The organism is Fuerstiella sp. (genome assembly GCA_022447225.1).
In the GTDB taxonomy this organism is placed as follows: Bacteria; Planctomycetota; Planctomycetia; order Planctomycetales; family Planctomycetaceae; genus S139-18.
Map to the genome: position 1 here is coordinate 46,181 of JAKVAZ010000006.1, position 19,383 is coordinate 65,563.

A 19,383-nucleotide genomic window follows, 5' to 3' on the forward strand; every position below is an offset into this window, starting at 1 on the left:
CGTTCACGAGGTAAATTCTCAGCTGCCGTATGCTAAGAGCGAGACCGTGCTTGTCAGATACCGGAGGCTGACTTAACCTTCCGGCTAAGTTCCGACTTCAGATCTCTTGTTATTCCTGCCCTGATCACCGAACCGGAAGCGGGTATGTCAGTGCTAAAACATCGACAAATCGATTGGTCGGTTCCACAGCGCTGTCTTTTACTGGGCGTGGCCGGATCCGGCATGCGGGCCCTTGCCGAAATTCTGTATCAGGCCGGACATACCGTCTTCGGGGCAGATATCACTTACAACGATGGCCCGAAAGTAGCCGGTCCAGACTCGACGGGAACGGCACCGCTGACAAATAACGTTCACCTCCTCCCGTGGATGGATCCGAATCCGGCCGTAACAATCGATTCCTGTGTCTGTTCCCCGGCAATTCCCGAATCGGCTGTGCTGCGAACGTGGATTCAGCAGCGGTCGATCCCCGAAATCTCACTGCATGCGGCTGTGAGTGCTGCGTTCGCCGAACGCTCTCAGATCTGCATCGCCGGAACACACGGCAAGAGTACAACATCCAGTCTGCTCGCCTGGATGCTTCACTGCAGTGGCGCAGATCCCGGTGTTTTTGTGGGTGCTCAGCTGAACAGTTCTGCCCCGGCCGGATTCGCCCAACACGGCGGACATTACGGACGCGGTCCGGTAGCCGTCATTGAAGCCTGTGAATTTGATTGTTCGTTCCTTCAGCTTCAACCGGGTCACATTATTCTTAACGGGATTGATTGCGATCATTTCGATTCAGTGGATGCCGAAGACAGTGCTTACCTTCAATTCCTCCGGAAAGTACCAGGCGATGGATGTGCGTTTGTGAATGCCGCGTGTCCTCGAAGTATGTCCCTGTCGGCTGCAGCTGGTGTGAACACCGTCAGCTGGACACTGGACGACGTTCCTGGTGACTGGTCCGGACGTATCACACACACCGGACCGGGTCACATGACGGTCAGGATCCGCCACGGACAACAGTGCTTCGGAAGCCTGAAAATCCCTCTGTCCGGCCGACACAATGCCCGCAATCTGCTGGGGGCAACCGTGGCCGCCGTTCACATGGGAATGACGGCCGTTCAGTGCCAAACAGCACTGAACGGATTCCCCGGAGTGAAGCGACGTCTGCATAACCGCGGGTCCTGCCGGGGAATGAGCATGCTGGACGACTATGCACATCACCCCACTGCTGTTAAAACGACACTCAGTACGGTTCGTCAGCAGTTTCCGGAACGGCGAATTCGAGTTGTATTTGAGCCTCACCAGATGGTTCGTCTGCAGCGCAGCCGGAAACAGTTTACTCAGGCGTTATCGCTGGCAGATCAAGTGGTGGTGCTTCCCGTGTTTCCGGCACGGGAAACGATTTCTGTGGCCAACTGCCATCGAACCAGCCGGGACCTTGCTGCTACAATTTGTGACTTAGGAACTCCTGCTGTGTTCGCAGATGGAGTGAATTCAGTCGTTTCAATCATAGAACAGACCGGCCGGTCAGAGGACGTTTTCCTCACAATGGGGGCCGGAACAGTGCATCAGATTCATGACGAAGTCCATCGACGATTTCGGCGAGATTCTGCAGCGTGACGAATCGCTGGCGCCCTACACCTGGTTGCGACTGGGTGGTCGGGCTGAGTATCTCCTGACACCTGAAACTGAAGACCAGTTACTGCAGGTAGCTCGCTGCTGCCTCGAAAATGAGATTCCCGTCAGGATTCTTGGCGGTGGGTCCAATGTCCTGGTATCGGATGACGGAGTACGGGGAGCTGTGATTCGCATTGCGGAACCGCTGTTGAGTGACGTGTCGGTCACTGGTGAGAGTGTTACAGCCGGCGGCGGAGCATTGCTTTCCAACGCGGTCTCAGAAGCCGTTCGCGCACAACTGACCGGACTGGAAACACTGGTAGGAATACCAGGAACCATTGGTGGCGCATTACTGGGTAACTCCGGAAGCCGACACGGCGATATTGGAAAACTCATCCGGTCAGTGTCGGTACTGAACCGCCAGGGAGATGTCGTTGAACGAACGGGAGATGAGCTGGTATTTTCTTATCGGCAATGCAGTCTGGATGACGTTCTGGTCCTGTCGGCCACACTTCAGCTAAAGTCCGACCCGTCAGATGACCTGACACTCCGGATGAGAAAAAACTGGATCATGAAGCGAGCGACCCAGCCGCTGGCTGATCAGTCCGCAGGGTGCATCTTCCGTAATCCTCGCGGTCTGAGTGCCGGAGCATTGATTGAACAGTGCGGACTGAAGGGAATGACGTCCGGCCAGGCTCGCATCAGCGATCGGCATGCCAACTTCATTGTTACGGAGAAAGGAGCAACCTGTCATGATGTCGATCAGTTAATCTCACGAATCCGTTCCGCCGTGTCAGAGAAATTCGGCGTCGAACTGGAACTGGAGATTTGTCGCTGGTCGTAAGGAGGCGCGACTGCACATGACACCAACAACGCTGCATCAGCCTAAATGTCGTGTACTGGTCATCTCCGGAGGTCGTTCGGCTGAACGAGAGGTCAGTCTGAACAGCGGTCGGACAGTCGTGGACGCACTGCGAACCGCCGGGTATACGGTTGGAGAATGGGATCCTGCACAGACATCCGTCCTGGAACCCACACCGGGCCAGTGGGATATTGCCTTTCCGATGCTGCACGGTACGGGTGGGGAAGACGGCGTTTTGCATCGTCAGCTGCGTGCAGTGGGGTTGTCCTGGGTCGGGTGTTCGATCGACGGCAGCTCGCTGACGTTCGATAAATCGCGGACGCGAACCAGGCTCAAAAAATACCGCGTTCCAATGGCCCGCGGAACCACGCTCAACTCACCGGACACTTTGCCACCTTTTGAATTTCCACTGGTAGTGAAACCGGCAAGGCAGGGATCGAGCATCGGAATCTCGATCGTGAAAGATCCCGGAGACTGGAACGAAGCACTCAATACAGCATTTTCGTTTTGTTCCGAGGTTGTCGTGGAGTCGTACATACCGGGACGGGAAATCAGCATCCCGGTGATTGACGGCGATGTCTTTCCGGCGGTGGAAATCAATGTTCAGAACGGTTGGTACGATTACTACAACAAATACGAAAGCAGCGCCACCGACTTCCAGGTTTCGCCGGCCGATCTGCCGCCGAATTTGTCTTCACTCGCCCTTGAGGTCTGCGAAGCATGTAACGTCAAAGGAATCCTGCGGGTTGATTTCCGGATTGATCACAGCAATCGTCCTTACGTTCTTGAGATCAATACGATTCCCGGCATGACATCTCACAGCCTCGTTCCCTTATCAGCCGCTGCGGCAGGCTTATCGCTCGCAGACTTATGCGACAGGTGCGTGCAGTCTCAGTTGCAGCGGGTGTCAGTGAATGGATTCTGCCGGCAGTAAGCGAAAGAACGGTGGTTATTTATTTTTACTCCTGTGAGCCGGTGTGACTGCACGAGTGCCGCTGAACGGGCGTCGCTGCTGTCAGCCTGATGAACAAGCTCTGATTCCGTTGTGTGTGTGTGTGTGTGTGTGTGTGTGTAGCGACTGAATCCAGCCCGATGAACCATCGTTACAATTTTATTTCACTGATCATGGATAGATCGAATCCGGTTGTCTGATTCATCTGAGGAGGAACATTCGCTCGTACAGGACCGTCCCCTCAGTCAATTTCCTGATCACGGCTGACAGATTCATTTTGATTTAGCCTCGTAACTCATCGCGGCAACCGATACGGTATTACTCTTTGGGCTGCACTCTCCGGCCACTTGGCATTGAGAGTCTATTTGACTGCATGTAGTCGATGCCGACGGGAACGTGGCAGCGTTTCGCCGAGGTTGCCGGGATTGCCGGCCGCGGGAACAGGAAGGACGTGCGTGTCCACTTCGTCACTCAATCGCCCCACTCTGGTTCTCAACCGGAGCTGGCAGCCGGTGGGTGTTTCCACGGTTGCCCGAACTCTGGTCAAGGTGTGGAACGAATCAGCCCGCATTGTGGATCCCGAAAATTTCATGCAGCATAGCTGGGACGAATGGGCCCGGTTAAAGCCCGAAAACGACGAACGCGTGATCCAGGCTCAGTGGCTACGACTAAGAGTTCCGGAAGTGGTCACATTAACCCATTACAACAAAATGCCGCATAATGTTGTTGCGTTCAGTCGTCGCAATGTTTTCAAACGCGATGCCTATATGTGTCAGTACTGCGGCTGCCGTCCAGGCAGTGAAGAACTCACGATTGACCACGTCCTGCCTCGTGCCCAGGGTGGAACGTCCTCCTGGTCCAACTGTGTTCTGGCCTGTGTGAACTGCAATCATCGCAAAGGAAACCGAACTCCGGAAAAGGCCTCAATGCCGCTGCAGCGTCATCCCCGCCGACCGATCTGGAGTCCGGCTTATGCCCGCCACACGATTCGTCTGGAGAGCTGGTCAAAATTCATCAGCGACGCGTACTGGAATCTGGAACTGGAAAACTAAAACGTCACAATCCCGACTCCGTAAATACCGATCCGGGTTTCTATGACAGTTCATCGAACGCGAACACGCACACATTGTCCGCCGGCGGTACTCAACAAATCACAGCACTGAACGAAGGGGACTCGAACACCCTGGTCAGTTTTCCATACAGGTTTTCCGATAATGTGTAACTGACTCTCGAAGCCGGCTTTGACAACCGGAAATCTCTGGCCGGGCATCTCGAATGGAGATTTAGATCTCTCCACTATTTTGTGAGGATGGAATGGGCGCCCGGCGTGTCCTCTCAGACTAGATGATTGGGGAAATCGGTGACGCGCTCGCATGCCAGCTGCTCCATGACCTGCTGCAGCTGACGCTTGAGCATGGAGATAGTGTGATCGCCACCTTCGCGACCGAGAGCGCCGACACCATACATGAAGGAGCGTCCAAGAAAAGTGAAGCGGGCTCCGCTGGCCAGCGCGCATGCGATATCCGGCCCTCCTCGCAACCCACTGTCAATCATGACAGTGAGTTTATCTCCGTAGGATTCGGCCAGCGAAGGGATTGGTCTGATCGTCGATTGTCCTGCGTCGAGTTGTCGTCCGCCGTGATTCGAGGCAATGATTCCGTCTACCCCGAGGCGGAGGACTTTTTCACAGTCCTCTTCGTTCACGATTCCCTTAACGACGAGTTTGGCCTTCCAGCGATCCCGAATGGCCTTGATGCGGTCCTCGTTCAATCTTCCCGAGAAAGTCTTGTTCATAAAGAGGCCGAGATGCTTCATGCTGAGGCCCTTTGGAATGTAGGGGGTCATTGTTTTGAACTGAGGCACTCCTGCTGCAAGCTGTGAGAAAGACCAGGTGGGGTGCGTAATCATCTGGATAATATTCCGGGGAGTCATCCGAGGAGGAATAGAAAGCCCGTTGAGGATTTCTTTGGGCCGATAACCGAAGGTCGGAGTGTCAGCGAGAATAACCAGAACGGGACAGGCCGCGGCACTGGCCCTGGCAAGGATTTTATCCCTCAGCTCGTCTTCGGCCGGGTGATAAAGCTGAAACCACGCTTTACCCCCGGTGATTTCAGAGACTTCCTCGATACTGGCAGTTCCAACGGTACTCAGGATAAATGGAATGTTATGTTCCGTCGCGGCCTTGGCCAGGATTTCGGTGGAGCGAGGCCACATCAGGCCCTGGAGGCCGATAGGAGCGATGCCGAATGGTGCATCGTAGGTCTGACCAAAGAGCTCGGTACGAAGATCAGACCCTGCATAATCCCGGATATAGTAGGGCTGCAGACGAATATCGCGGATCTCATCCGTGTTGCGTTGCAGGTTGATATTGGAATTACAGCCACCCTCAAGATAGTCGAAGGCGAAACCCGGCATACGACGCCGGGCCTTGTCCCGAAGATGTTCGATGGAGGGGAGTCTTGAGTTAATGGGCATAGGACGCAGCTTTGAGCGTTTAAAGAAGGGTCTCGGATCGAGGGAGGTTATCCTCCCAGGGAATTGAATCCCACGGAGAGAAAATTTTCATGGGATACTGATATTTCGTGTTTAATAAATATGCGTGAGTGTTATGCAGCTTGACGTCAATCCGTCTGACTGCAAATCAACTCCATCTTACGTTCTGCGATCAATCGAATCCGTTCTTCGTTAACGTTGATTCCCAATCCAGAGCCAAGAAGCCGAGGAGCACGACCTCTGCGGGAAAATGTCAGATTCTCGCGAGTCAAAGCCTCTCGAACCAGGAACCTGTCGTAGCTACCTTCCAGATATCGAATCCCGCTCACATTGCACGCGAAGTGTCGACCGGCTGCCGACAGAATTCCGGTTTCACCGACCTGGCAACCCAGCTGGTATCCCAGACCGTTCGAAACCGCCATAGCAACCAGACGAATCGAGCTGCGAATTCCACCGCACTTGGAAAGTCGAATGTTGAATAAATCGCAGCTTTGCTGTTCAATCGCACGCCGGCCGTCTTCCTCACAACACAACGACTCATCAAGCATAACAGGGACCGGGATCCGGGCCCGGACCTTTGCAAGGTCTGCAACCAGTGCGTGAGGGACTGGCTGTTCCACACTTGTCGGGTGAAACGGCAACAGTCGTTCCACACGGGAAACCGTGTCCTCAATCGTCCAGGCCTCATTGGCGTCAAGGCGAATGTCGACCTCGGTCCCAAGAATGCTGCGGATCCGACGAAGGCAGTCGTAATCCGCATTCGGGTCTGGTCCCACTTTCACCTTAACGCTGCCGAATCCAAATAGTTTCATCTTCCACGCGGACAGCCACTGGCTGCGAGCTGTCATGGAGGTAACAACACCGCTATAAAAAACTTCGTCCTGCTGCCCGGTCACCTCGCCAGCTTCCGGTAGCGAGGCAATAAAGTCTCCCAGACTCTGACCATCAGCCCTGCAGGCAGCGTCCAGCAACGCCATTTCCAGCGCACATCGGACAGAATTTCCGAAGCACTCACGAGGAATGACACCGTCGGGAGCCGGGACACTCGCCAGAGTGAATCGATCGAAGAGATCCGAAGCTTCACGAACATCCTGAAAGTTGGCCCGCAGAGATTCAAATGACGAGTGTTGAAGGTGCCGCCAGACAGATTCGATCGATTCTCCCGTGACATACGTGCGCGGCAGGCCTTCGCCCCAGCCCACATGTCCGCAGGAGAGTTCACAGCGGACGATGAGCGTGTCGTTGTGAAACCGCTCGTGAGACGCATGACGCACAGGCCTGCGCAGCGCAATCGGCACCTGAAATGCTGTCAAAGAACGGATTTTCACATCGGCCTTTCCTGTTCCCGGACGGCAATTCGTGATGACAGGAGGGTCAGAGGAATCGTACCGGCGATCACAGCAATAGCTGCCAACGCCTGATAGCTCTCCGTGTAACCCAGCGGTGCGTCGGCGTATGCCGCCACGAAGATCGGTCCGATCGCTCCAATTCCAAATCCCATCAGATTGCTAAATCCGTACGCGAAACTTCGGCGTCCGACAGACATAAACTCTGCCAGCAACGCATTGTACAGCGGTTGACTCATGAAATGAAAAAACGCCCACACTCCGGCGGCAGCAAGTCGAGAGCCTCCTTCCGCCCGGGCCATCCAGATCAGTGCCGGAGCGTTGGAGAAAAACACGACTGCCAGCTGTAAGGGAAGCATGCGGGCAACAGCCAGACGGCCAGCCGTCCATTGTCCAACCGCTCCAAACACCAAAGCAACAGCGGCCGCAAAATTGCCGGCTGACGCCGCCGAACTTTCCGAAAGCATCTGCAGCGCACCTGATTCTGAAAGATAACGTGGAAGGAAATGCAGTACCCCTCCATAGATCAACCCGCCAACGGCTCCGGAAAACACCAGCAGTAAATAGGGAATTATCTGAAATCGATGAGGATGATCGACAGGATCAGACGGTGTCGATTTGACGACCGGTCGCTGGGTCGGTTTGAGGCGGTACAGCAATACCACTCCGAGCACGGCGCTCGCGGCCCCCAGCAGTAAATAATAATCCCGCCATCCACCGTCTCCGATTCGCAGAACCAGACCCGCAAGGAAAGGTGAGAATGCAATGCCAAGCGACCCAAAGATGCCGTGTATTCCCAGAGCCCGGGGTCGTGTGGCAGGGGTTGTGGCGTTGGCCAGCATCGACAAACCAGCGGGATGATACATGCTGGCGCTCGTTCCCAGACCAACAAGCAGGATGTAGACCATTCCGACATGGGTTGCCGCGGAAAACCCAAAACAAGCCGCGGCTGCCCCCAAAAGATAAATCACAAGGATTCTTTTCTCTCCAAACCGATCCGCCAGCAGGCCGGCCAGAATCGCACCGATGCCATACGGCAATCGTAACGCAAACCCCAGCCATCCTGACTGTGCCACAGTCAGGTCGAAGTCTGCTGAAACAGCCAGTTCTGCACTTGCGATCGACTGTTCGAGCAGATGAACAGTGGCGTGCGCGACCGAAACAAGCAGGATAATGCCGGTGAGGCTGGATGATCGAATCACAAATCGAAGCAATACATACTGCAGGAGAGGGGGGACGAAAGGCACAAGTTTATCGTGATCACGCAGATGATCCCACTCCTGGCTTTCCACCCGGAATTATTCAGGTTTCACAGAGAACAGACAAATTTTTTATCAGTCGTTCGTGCCGGATGCCTGACTGGTAACATCGGTACCCTCAGTCACGGTCCCTTTTTCCGGAGCACTGTCCGGACCAGCCAGGATACTGCCCCGGTGGATCACTTCTCACGAAGCGAGATCACCCGATCCACCGCTTCTTGCCACGTTGAGATCAGTTCGTCCAGTTGCTCATTGCGAATGGTCCGAAGAACGGCACTGAATTCCGGGCCATCTTTCATTCCCAGCAGTTTCAGATCAGCTCCTGAGATCAGCGGTGGCGGGTCCAGGCTTTCCGATGTGGTCTGACTCAGATACCTGTTTAGAAAATCTGCATCAGATTGCGGCCGCAAACCAGCCCGAACCTGGGCCTCAATCAGATCCAGCAACAGCGGGTGCCGATGGTCAGCCAGAATTGGCTTAAGTCGGTGCAGCGGCAGGTCTGTCGGGCTTTGACAGCGATCGCAGGCGTCACACAGCCAGCAGATCGTAGACACTTCCTCGTTAGAAAATCTGAGTTGACGCAACACTGACGCAATACGTTTTATCCTCTCCCGATGCCGGTCGAAGTCCGTATCAAGTCGTTCCTGCAGCAGCATTGCCAAAGTCGGTTCGAATACCGGCAGACGCAGAAAGGGCACAAGCCGAAGAACGGTATTTTCGGCTTCATCTGAAACTTCAGGAAAAACAACGGAAAACAAATTCAGATTCCGCAGAAGTTCCAGCGCCAAATGTCTGGAAGAATGCGCCAGCATTTGCCTCAGTTCCTGACTGATTCGTTCCTCGCTGACCTGAGTAAGGTCTGCGGCTCGCCGCCTAACGGCTTCCGCTGTGCGATCGTCCAGTGCAAATTCAAAACGAGCGGCAAAGCGGACCGCACGCAGCATTCTGAGTTTGTCTTCTTCAAATCGTTCTACCGGATTACCAATGGCACGGATGATTGATCGTTCAAGGTCCTGCCTCCCGCCAACATAGTCGACCATTTTTTCAGCAAGCGGATCATAAAACATACCGTTGATGGTAAAATCACGTCGCTGTGCGTCTTTTTCGGCAGAACAAAATTCAACGTGGTTCGGACGACGTCCGTCAGTGTATTTTCCGTCAGAACGAAATGTCGCAACTTCAACCTGACCGTCCGATTTACACTTTCCCAAAACAACTATCACACCGAAACTGGCACCGACACCGACTGTCTTTTCCCGGCCAAACAGCTGAATCACCTCCTCCGGTCGGGCTGAAGTGGCAACGTCGTAATCTTTGGGAACAAACCCGCGTAAGGCATCGCGCACACACCCACCGGCCCACACAGCTTCAAATCCGGCAGCATCCAGTTTGCGCACAACGCGAAACGCGAATGTTTTCAGCTCAGAATCAGGAAAATTTAGACTGTCTACCATAGCATCAATCGTTGCGGAACAGTTTAAGCCTGTCCATACATGACCTTCAGGTCCCCCCGGATCAACACGGACATTGCCTGAAATGATGAAGTTCCGTTTTGTTTGAAATCACCGTCCCTGCGAAGCCGAAACTGCCGACTCATCCACTACTGCTACCGGAAACGCCAGACCGTATTCCTGGGTATGTTCTGTCGATCCAGCTCCTGTTCAATTTCTTTAACAAATCGCGCCGCGTCCACCGGATACCCCTGCGTGGGCTTCAACTCAGGAATCATCTGCCTCCAAAACGCGTTGAATTCGAGCATTGCAACTTCACGCACGTATTTTGATATCATAGAGGCTACCGCAACCGGAAGGTGTTCTTCGGCTTTCGTTTGAAAACGAAACTCTAAGTTATTCAGGCGATACCGCGACAGCTCTCGTCCTTCTTCCAGGCCAAACACGAACTCATCATCAAACGCTGCCGAAATCAGCTCGGCGTAGCGATTTCTTCCCCCGTGTTTGTCACAGATAATCTGAGCGGTGTTTGGTCGTTCCTCGCGGACAATTTCTGACACCAGTTGCAGCGTCTCCACTGACAGAACACGGCCTTTGGATCCCGCCGCTGCGACAAGATCGTTGAATTCATCAGGGAAAATGATGCGAGATCGCACGGTTACCATTTCCGCATCTGCCTCACGGAGCGTCTGACGCAGTTGCAGTGACGACCGTTCGATCAACCCGGCATCTGTCTGCACCGGTACACCCTCACGAACCGAAGGCCGACATCTTTGACGATCCAAAGCACGCTGAAATTCAGCACCGGCTACCGCGGTCCCCAGCGAATCAAAATCATGCGGCATCTGATTCAACAGATTCAGAAACGCCAATACCGATTTCTCCAGCGGAACCATGGAACCACCAGACGAGTATATTTTTTTCGAATCAGCAACCTGCAGCTGTTCCGGCTGCTCCGGCGCAGCGGTACCCACGGCGCGACTCAGCAGCTGCCAGCACAGAGGACTGGTTGTCCCCTGCGGAAATCGCCAGGCCGTCGCTGTAATCAGTAATGGCCCCAGGTTCGGACCGTAGCCGGCTTCGTCGGTTCCGATGAAGAATGTCATATATTGATGATCATGACTTCGGACGTCTGTTTCGTATAAAACGGATCAGACTGTATCGAGTCTTCAGCTGCTTCGCCTCGTCAGAAACTTCGACGCGCTGATCGGCATAGCCGGGGACAACACGACGAACGCTTACGGCCCATCCGGCACCGGCTTCCAGTGGATGAGACTGCAGTTCCTGAACCGGAATGGCAACCTCGAAGCGCCAGCCGGTCCGGTCACGCTGAGTTGCCACGTACCACCGGGGATTCCAGTTATCAAACTGCCAGCAGCGATCGGACGTCCGGCCCGCACTGTCAACCACGAAATGCCAGGCCGTCGAATAGTCACGGTCGATGTCCAGTCGCAGTTCAATATGGTCAGCTGTCATATCAGCTTCATCATGCGTTCGATCGAATTTCTCTGTCTCAGGCTGGATGTCGTCCACCGTCGGCAAATGACCGGCGAAATACAGGAACTTAGGATCCCAGCTCAACATCACCAGGCTGTTCGTCGTTCCGTCCGCCGATCCTCCGCCGGTTAGCTGAATTTCCGGAGCCTGCTGCCAGCACTGATCGCTGAGTACCCCGTCCAGTCGGGGACGCCGATGAGTCTCAGGCAGATTAAACGCCTCAATCACAGGTTCCACAGCAGAGAATCCGGCCTGCATTTCATTAACCGCCAGCAGGCGCCGCCAGTCCGGAGCACCGGACGCGGCGGCCAGTGCAGTCCGTTCTTTCCCAGGCTGATGCAATCGACGGTAACGGGCAGCAACGATGAGTTTCTGCTGAGCCGATAAAGCCGAATCCGGAGCGAGCTGATTCAGATGCCCCCACGAAATAACGGCCTGCTGATTCCAGTGTTCATCGAGAGCCCTGTCTTCCCGACCATTGCTCCGGTAAAAACGATCAAGCGACGTTCCGGCGGCGGGAAGAACCCATGGCTTAACAGATAACGGCCGCTGATCCGCGGGAATATGTGAAGCAGCATGGCGTTGTCCCCTGTCATGGAACGGTCGCCCGCTTTTTCGCAGGGTCAGAATCTCTGCAGAGGAATACAGCAGGTGCAGATCTTCTGCAGCGTAAGCAGCCTGCGGTGAGTCGGGAAATCGACGTATGAATTCCCTGCGGACTGCAATCCTGCCTTCCAGATTCTCACGCTGACAAAACAGTTCCAGTGCGTGCTGCAGCTGAGCAGATGACAGTGCAGCCGGCATGTTACTGCCAATGGTCCGCATATGTGCGATGAGCTCTCCCCCTGCGGGTCGACGCTCTATTTGCGTGGTCAGAGCCAGCTTTTGAGTATGATGTTTTTTGACAGTTTCTTCCAGATCGCCAATGTCGTGATCCGGCTGTAACAGCCGGCGTCTTCCACCGCTGCCAGGTGTCACCGGGATGTTTCGAAACATCGCATCGGGTGTGGCGGCCGCGGATCTGCGGTGGACTGCATAAGCCACATCGTCGTTCCCCGAACGGACATTGGGATTTGTAGCCGAGTACCAGTTGTGAGCCACCAGACCGGCTGTCGTCCTCAGCGTCGGCAACACGAAGTCGGCACGATATTCCAGCGGAGTACTGTTCTTATGAGTGCGAATGATCACGCGCTGCACGGTCCAGGGCAGCAGTCCTGCCTTGAGCAGCGGGGAGGATCGAGGGTCTGATCCTGCCGCAATTTCACCGGCTGATTTGATCACTGACCGCCAAATCGCTGCGACACCGTCATTTTCTCCGGACGATTCGATACATATCACGTTTGGACGCCATGTTCGAATTTCAGCTGCCAGACGTAGCGGAAGTAGTTTCCGCAACCGACCGTCCGACAACATATCCCATGTCTGAAGCAGCGACGACTGCGACACAGCCTGCTGATGTTTCGTTCGGGCGAACCGCCAGTCTGCTGTCATCGTGTTTACACCCAAACCGGCGATTTGCGACCGCCACCGCTCCGGATTTTGTTCATCAACTAATCGCCGCGAAGGTTGCAGCACGCTCACCCGGTAACCGTCTTCCCCGGCAACTTTGGCGAGCATCAACGGGGCCACGTCCTGAGGATCCGTCACGATGTACATCAACGCCGATCGCCGGTCGCCATTACGCACACTTTTCCAACTGCGTCCAAAATCATCTGATTGCAGGATCATTCCCCACGCCCCGACGGCCAAGAGCGAATCCGCTCCCAAACGAGTCAGTCGATTGATCGAACCACCTCTGGCACAGGGAATCCTGCTCCACGTGGTTCCTGCGTCATCACTGACTAAAACACTTGAAGCCGGTGTCCCGGCAACACAGACACGTTCACCGTCATGCACCACACTGCGAAGACAATAGATGTCCCGAATCTCGTCAGGGAATCGTGCAGGAATTTTCCAGCTTACCCCGCGGTTCACGCTCCGACGAACGTAGCCACCATCCCCCACAATCCATGCTCGACCATCGTCGGAAAAGGACACCGCATGGACAGTCTGCAAAGAATTCCCGGGGTCTCCAAGAATTGACAGTTTGTTGCTGTTAACCACGCCATACGCCCGGCCTCCCCCAACCAGGATCCCCTCGTCCGGACTCACAAATGCGGCACTGCCCCAGTCAGCCGAAGCATTGTCTGATTCAATTTCCTTCCAGGACCGGCCGGCATCTGTTGTAATCAGAACGGATCCTCCCTCGCCGTGACCGGGCGTGGTGACCACGATGCCCTTGTCCAGCCCAAAGAACCGAACCATCCGCAGACCAGGCAACTGAACGTCTGGTGATACGTTTTTCCATGTCTGCCCGCCGTCGTCCGTCGTCAATAAAACGCCACGATCTAACTTAGAATGCAGATCAGCACGAATGCCGGCGATAAAACCGATACGATTCGTGAGAAAACAGACACTGTTCAGGCTGCAGTCAAAGGGCAGAACGCCCGAAACCCACGTCTTGCCGGCATCACCAGAATGAACAACTACCCCACGTTCCCCAACTGCCCAACATTGCCGGCCAACCACAGCCACATCGTACAGGGACGCATCATCAATAATGGCTGCGGAACGGTACACCGGCGTACTTAAGAACGCCGGTGGAATCGGATCATGAGCAATCAACCGATATTCGGCGGCTGCCGTCGGTGCCAGCAGCGTCCAGGCGAACCATGTCTGAAAAAATGCTATTTGCATCCTCATACGCCGGTCATACCAAATCCCTTCAGTTACAGGGAGCCGAACTGGATTGCAGGCAGGAACTGCCGATTTGTCTGCCGTGGAAAAACTTGGGAACCGAACTGGTGACTTTTTGGGGGCAGGCCGCACATCTCTCATATTGACCGGAAATCCGGGGTCTGAGAGATTTCCGCTTATCTCAATCTTTCCTTCCCACGATGATATGCTGTCCTGACGATCGGGTCAGAAACCGGCAAAGGAGTGTCCTACCGTGAAACGCCTCACACTCATCCTTTCTCTCCTCACATTTGCCGTTGTGGCAACAGATAATCGGGCAGATGCTCAGGAACGCAAAACCTCGCAAAAGAAGCGTGATGCAACCCGGGTAGGTCTGATTGACATGGCCCATGTGTTCCAGAACTACGAAAAATTCAAAGAGCTTCGAGAAGGACTCCAGGCTGCGGTACAGCAAAGCGATGCCGAAGCCAAGGACATGGCAGGCGAATTTAAGGCATTGCAGGAACAACTCAGCCAACAGTCCAAAGATTTCGACCCCGGCAGTCCTGAATACGAAAATATTGAACGCCGACTTCTGGACGAAAAGGCCAAGTTTGAATCATGGCGGGCCGCCACCCAGCGTAAACTCGCCCGACGCGAAACCGAAATGCTGAAAACGATCTACGCTGATGTCAGCAGAATGGTGAAAGCTTACTCTGAATACGCCGAATACTCTCTGGTCCTTCGTTTTAACCGTAAAGGTGTCGACGACGAAATGCAGCCTCAGCAGGCCATTCAGGCAATGAACAAGAATGTGATTTACCACCAGAGTGGTAACGACATCACTGAAATCGTTCTCAAACAGCTTAACAATCAATACAACAGGAAATCCGGCCGTACTCCGACTCAGTCGGCAGGTAACCGGAAACCTGTTAAACGCTAATGAAACGTCGACGATCCATCGGGTCGTCGCATGAAGGCAACCAAACCCGACAGCTGTCTGTACTGACACCCGGCTGTCGGTTTTCCTGCCCGGATCAGCTGTTGTCCTGGCTGTTGGGAGAAATTGTGATTGAAGCCGCGCACAAACGTCTGCAGCAGACACTGGCAGGTCCGGTTGAACTGGAAGGGCCAGGCCTGTTTCACGGCATACCGGCCCGCATTCGCCTACTTCCCGCAGAAGCCGGTACCGGTATCGTGTTCCGCCGCTGCGACCTTCCCGATATCCCAACAGTTCCGGCGCGACACGACTATGTCCTGGCGGCCGCACGTCGAACAATACTGGGACGTGCCGGTCAACCGCTTGTGGAAACTGTCGAACATCTAATGGCCGCCATTGCCGGAATTGGTGTCGACAACTGTGTTATTGAAATCAATGGGCCGGAGGTTCCATCATTTGACGCATCCAGTCGTGTCTTTTGCAACGCAATGCTGGATAAGGGTCTGCAGGAACTGTCGGAATGCGTGGAAGCATTTGCCATAACCGACCAAATGATGTTGAAGTCCGATGGCGGACAGTCGGTCGTGCTGCGACCCTACGTACGGTCACTGCTGGCCGTCACCTGGCAACTGGACTATGGTAGGCGGGCTCCGATACCTCCCCAGATTTATTCAATCGAATTGACGCCCGATATCTTTGTCCGCGAAATAGCGTCTGCAAGAACGTTTGTACTGGAATCAGAAATCACCATGCTCCGGGGACTGGGATATGGTCGGCATCTCACTGACCGGGATCTACTGGTTTGCGGAACTGACGGGACATGGAACAACAGACTGCGATGGCCGGATGAGTGCGTTCGACATAAACTGCTGGACTGCGTGGGTGATTTAGCACTCAGCGGACGATCGGTGTATGGTCACCTGACCGCTGTTCGCAGTGGACACAAACTCAATCATCGACTCGCTGAGGAAGTATCCCGAATGGCCGACAGTCATTCTCAATCTATTTCATCGGCCGCATGAAACCCGCAACGGTTATCGCCAGGACGGCACATATCAATCAGGATGACCAGCATGGAACCACAAGTCTCGCCGCTGTCCGAGGTGCATTCCTCAGCCAGACTCGGTCCAGGAGTCAAAATCGGACCATTCTGTGTGGTCGGTCCGCAGGTAACCATTGGCGACGAAACCGTGCTGCAGAGTCACGTCGTCCTTACCGGCCGGACAACACTCGGGCAAAGAAATCGTGTGTATCCGGGCTGCGTCATCGGTGGCGAACCTCAGGACATCAGTTACCAGGACACAGACACCCAGGTGGTGATCGGCAATGACAATATTTTTCGGGAAGGTGTGACAGTCAGCAGGGGTGCCGAGAAAGAAGACGGGTGCACACGCATCGGCAACGGCAACATGTTCATGGCCAACAGTCACGTCGCTCACAATTGTCACATCTTTGACAAGGTCATCCTTGTCAACGGTGTACTGCTGGGCGGACACGTTCATGTGCACAATGGAGCAATTGTCTCGGGCAATACGGTGGTCCATCATTTCTCAACACTCGGGCGTCTGAGCTTCGTCAGCGGAGGCTGCCGTGTTCCGCACGATATCCCCCCCTTTATGCTGGCTGCCGGCAATGATAATCCTGCCGTGAAAACACTGAACATCGTCGGAATGCGAAGAGCCGGAATTTCTGAAGATTCAATTCAGCACCTGCGAGTTGCATTTCGACTGCTGTTTCGTAAACGACAACCGCTGGAAGAGGTTCGCAGCAGTCTTGAAAACACAATTGACGACGCACTACCGGCGGAACTTAGGGAACTGTTTCAATTCATTGAAAATCAGCGAGCCGGTAAACTTGGCCGTGCCCGGGAAGCCATTCGCAATCAAACGGCAACACAACAGCAGTCCGTGCAGAAATCGAAAGCAGCATGAACGATCTTCAAATGGCAGTCGTGGGTGTCGGGTCACTTGGACAGCACCACGCTCGTATCCTGGCAGGTATGAATGGTGTGCAACTCGCTGGTGTCGTGGATCCCCGACCGGAACATGGTCGGCAGATCGCGCAACGATATCGAACGCAGTGGTATGCAGACGTGCAAGGTCTTCCGCATCATCTGGACGGTGTGGTGATTGCAACTCCAACCATGTATCACCTGGAACCTGCGGAGTATTTCCTCAAAGCCGGGGTTCCCACACTGGTGGAAAAACCACTGGCAACCAGTCTGAAAGATGCAAATCATCTTCGCAAACTGGCTGACACACATAACACCGTCCTGCAGGTCGGTCATATCGAACGATTCAACCCGGCCTTCGAAGAAGCTCTGAGTCTTTGCGACGACGTCAAATACCTGCGGTGCCAGCGGGTCAGCCCCTACTCGTTTCGCTCTACTGACATCGGTGTTGTTCACGATTTAATGATCCATGACATTGATTTGGCACTGGCACTCATCGGTGAACTGCCTGAATCCGTGGAAGCCTTTGGTGCTGTGACGATCGGCCCGCATGAAGACTGCGCCGTGGCCCGCCTTCGAATGCCGAACAGTACGATTGTCGATATCACCTCCAGCCGGATGGCTCCTGTGTCCGAACGGTCTATGCAGATCTGGAGTTCCCGGGGATGTCTGAACGTTGATCTTCAGGCTCGCATACTCACAAGCTGGGAACCATCCGCCGCAGTGGCCGCCAACCCCGGCATGATCCGGACCATCGCCGCCGCCACTCCCGATCCACTAACACTCAAAGACCGGGTTTTTGGGGAATGGGTTGAAGAGAAGACCATTCAGGCGTCGGACAGAGATGCCCTGACCGCGGAACTGCAGGAATTCGTTGAAGTGATTCACGGCAAAACACGGCCTCGTGTTGGCGGTCGGGAGGCCCTTGATGCAATGCTGGTAGCCGGTGAGGTCCTTAAGTCACTGAAACACTGGTCGTGGCAGGATTCATCATCATCCGATTCTTCCGGAAAAGCAGCAGCCTGAAGACGCTGACGGGAAAACACATTCGCCACACAGCAGTCAGGGAACAGCTTGTCTGTTGTCACACGGGCTGAAGTTTCTGTACACACTGTCCGGTCCTTCGACTTGAGGACATCATTCCGGTAAAACCCCTGACCACGGTAATTCCAGCCGGCCGACTCCTTTCAGGAACCTGTTCCGGAACAGGATGCACGATGCTGAAATCGGACAATCTGAAACAGCTTCACGTCACTTCAGGTATGACGCAGGTCCGAACCGGAAGGGCCCCGAACCTACGTCTACAGGTGATTCCCTGTGCACGTCACTGCATCCAATATGAGGCCCGTGCCGAACAGGAGATCATGCGTTAATGAATCACGTTCCCGTCAGTCGAGTAATCCTGTACGGACTTCTGTCATCGTTCGCTGTGTCTCTGGATCTTGTCTCCAAATCGATTGCATTTCGGCAGTTGCGTGTGCATACCGGTACGGACTGGCTGATGGATGGCTGGTTGAAATTTCGGCTGTTCACCAGCATCAACCAGGGAGCTTTGTGGGGAGTCGGGCAGGGACTTTCTTTGTGGTTCGCAGCTTTGAGCGTCGCGGCCGTGGCGGGAATTTTGTACTGGCTGTTTTGGAGACAGGGCTGTCAGAGTATATGGCTGACAACCGCTCTGGCCGTGGTGTCCGGGGGAACTCTCGGCAATCTTTATGACCGCCTCGGGATGCACGGACTCCAGGACTCCGACGGCAACACCGTTTTTGGTGTACGTGATTTTTTGGATTTTCGTCTCGGTTCGTTCGACTGGGCCATATTCAATGTGGCTGATGTCTGTCTGGTCACCGGTGCGGTGATGCTGATGCTGCAGTCAATTATGACACCGCCCCCGTCGATAGCAGCCGAGGTCGATCAGGACCCATTCAGCATGTCCGGTGACGGCGATCCGAAAGTGCCAACTCCGGGTTGATATCTGAACAGGAATCAAAACCCCGACGCTTCGGACTCATTGGCCATGGTGCGTATTTCGGCGTCACCGACAGCATAGGCAGTCGCCTTAGTCCGTCGGACCTCGACCGTCATCCCGTACACAGGGCGGTGTCCTCTGACCGGTTGACAGCAACGTAAGAAACGCAGCCAGCGTGCTGCGGACACGGCTCACAGCAGCCGTACCAAACGTCTCTACAACAGGGGATCTGGGATTTCAAACGCCGAAGTTCTGACAATATGCTGCCAAAAATACGTGAAAAAACTTTGCCGCCCGTCCATTCTGTTACTCTCATAGAGAAGCGGGGCTGGCGAGAAATCGAATTCCGGCG

15 protein-coding genes are annotated in these 19,383 nt (G+C 54.6%); 9 read left to right on the top strand and 6 right to left on the bottom strand.

The features are described 5' to 3' along the window. Positions 1-144 precede the first annotated feature (144 nt). The 4 genes from MK110_04865 to MK110_04880 all read left to right on the top strand — a co-directional run bounded on the left by MK110_04865 (position 145) and on the right by MK110_04880 (position 4,465). Positions 145-1,602, top strand: coding sequence for a hypothetical protein (locus MK110_04865; GenBank protein MCH2210608.1), 1,458 nt, complete (start codon positions 145-147; stop codon positions 1,600-1,602). Beyond that, on the top strand, positions 1,559-2,443 hold the full coding sequence (gene murB, locus MK110_04870) for a UDP-N-acetylmuramate dehydrogenase (protein MCH2210609.1): 885 nt from the start codon (positions 1,559-1,561) through the stop codon (positions 2,441-2,443). The genes MK110_04865 and murB overlap by 44 nt, the downstream gene beginning before the upstream one ends. Positions 2,444-2,459: 16 nt before the next feature. Then, complete coding sequence (locus tag MK110_04875; protein MCH2210610.1) at positions 2,460-3,395, top strand: D-alanine--D-alanine ligase; 936 nt, start codon at positions 2,460-2,462, stop codon at positions 3,393-3,395. A 473-nt stretch (positions 3,396-3,868) separates the two neighbouring features. Continuing rightward, positions 3,869-4,465: an HNH endonuclease gene (locus MK110_04880; protein MCH2210611.1), complete on the top strand. Its 597-nt coding sequence runs from the start codon at positions 3,869-3,871 to the stop codon at positions 4,463-4,465. A 283-nt stretch (positions 4,466-4,748) separates the two neighbouring features. Here MK110_04880 and MK110_04885 read toward each other — a convergent pair whose 3' ends face one another. The 6 genes from MK110_04885 to MK110_04910 all read right to left on the bottom strand — a co-directional run bounded on the left by MK110_04885 (position 4,749) and on the right by MK110_04910 (position 14,195). After that, positions 4,749-5,888, bottom strand: coding sequence for an alpha-hydroxy-acid oxidizing protein (locus MK110_04885; protein ID MCH2210612.1), 1,140 nt, complete (start codon positions 5,886-5,888; stop codon positions 4,749-4,751). Between the two features lie 146 nt (positions 5,889-6,034). Continuing rightward, a complete protein-coding gene (locus MK110_04890) occupies positions 6,035-7,234 on the bottom strand; it encodes a hypothetical protein (protein ID MCH2210613.1) in 1,200 nt (399 codons plus the stop codon). After that, entirely contained in the window at positions 7,231-8,544 is a 1,314-nt protein-coding gene (locus tag MK110_04895) for an MFS transporter (GenBank protein ID MCH2210614.1), read from the bottom strand. Before MK110_04895 ends, MK110_04890 begins: the two co-directional genes overlap by 4 nt. 146 nt (positions 8,545-8,690) lie before the next feature. Beyond that, on the bottom strand, positions 8,691-9,965 hold the full coding sequence (locus MK110_04900) for a CCA tRNA nucleotidyltransferase (GenBank protein MCH2210615.1): 1,275 nt from the start codon (positions 9,963-9,965) through the stop codon (positions 8,691-8,693). Between the two features lie 152 nt (positions 9,966-10,117). Beyond that, positions 10,118-11,068, bottom strand: a complete 951-nt coding sequence (locus MK110_04905; protein MCH2210616.1) for a hypothetical protein — start codon at positions 11,066-11,068, stop codon at positions 10,118-10,120. A 10-nt stretch (positions 11,069-11,078) separates the two neighbouring features. Continuing rightward, positions 11,079-14,195 carry a YCF48-related protein gene (locus tag MK110_04910; protein MCH2210617.1) on the bottom strand — a complete coding sequence of 1,039 codons (3,117 nt, stop codon included), beginning with the start codon at positions 14,193-14,195 and terminating at the stop codon, positions 11,079-11,081. Between the two features lie 253 nt (positions 14,196-14,448). Between MK110_04910 and MK110_04915 the strand changes: the two genes are divergently transcribed. The 5 genes from MK110_04915 to MK110_04935 all read left to right on the top strand — a co-directional run bounded on the left by MK110_04915 (position 14,449) and on the right by MK110_04935 (position 19,034). After that, positions 14,449-15,117 carry an OmpH family outer membrane protein gene (locus MK110_04915; protein MCH2210618.1) on the top strand — a complete coding sequence of 223 codons (669 nt, stop codon included), beginning with the start codon at positions 14,449-14,451 and terminating at the stop codon, positions 15,115-15,117. Continuing rightward, entirely contained in the window at positions 15,117-16,136 is a 1,020-nt protein-coding gene (lpxC, locus tag MK110_04920; GenBank protein ID MCH2210619.1) for a UDP-3-O-acyl-N-acetylglucosamine deacetylase, read from the top strand. Before MK110_04915 ends, lpxC begins: the two co-directional genes overlap by 1 nt. Before the next feature lie 51 nt (positions 16,137-16,187). Further along, a complete protein-coding gene (gene lpxA, locus MK110_04925) occupies positions 16,188-17,045 on the top strand; it encodes an acyl-ACP--UDP-N-acetylglucosamine O-acyltransferase (GenBank protein ID MCH2210620.1) in 858 nt (285 codons plus the stop codon). Then, positions 17,042-18,091 (top strand): Gfo/Idh/MocA family oxidoreductase, encoded by a 1,050-nt coding sequence (locus MK110_04930; protein ID MCH2210621.1) that lies wholly within the window; start codon positions 17,042-17,044, stop codon positions 18,089-18,091. Before lpxA ends, MK110_04930 begins: the two co-directional genes overlap by 4 nt. A gap of 346 nt (positions 18,092-18,437) precedes the next feature. Next, positions 18,438-19,034, top strand: coding sequence for a signal peptidase II (locus MK110_04935; GenBank protein ID MCH2210622.1), 597 nt, complete (start codon positions 18,438-18,440; stop codon positions 19,032-19,034). The last annotated feature ends 349 nt before the right edge of the window (positions 19,035-19,383 follow it).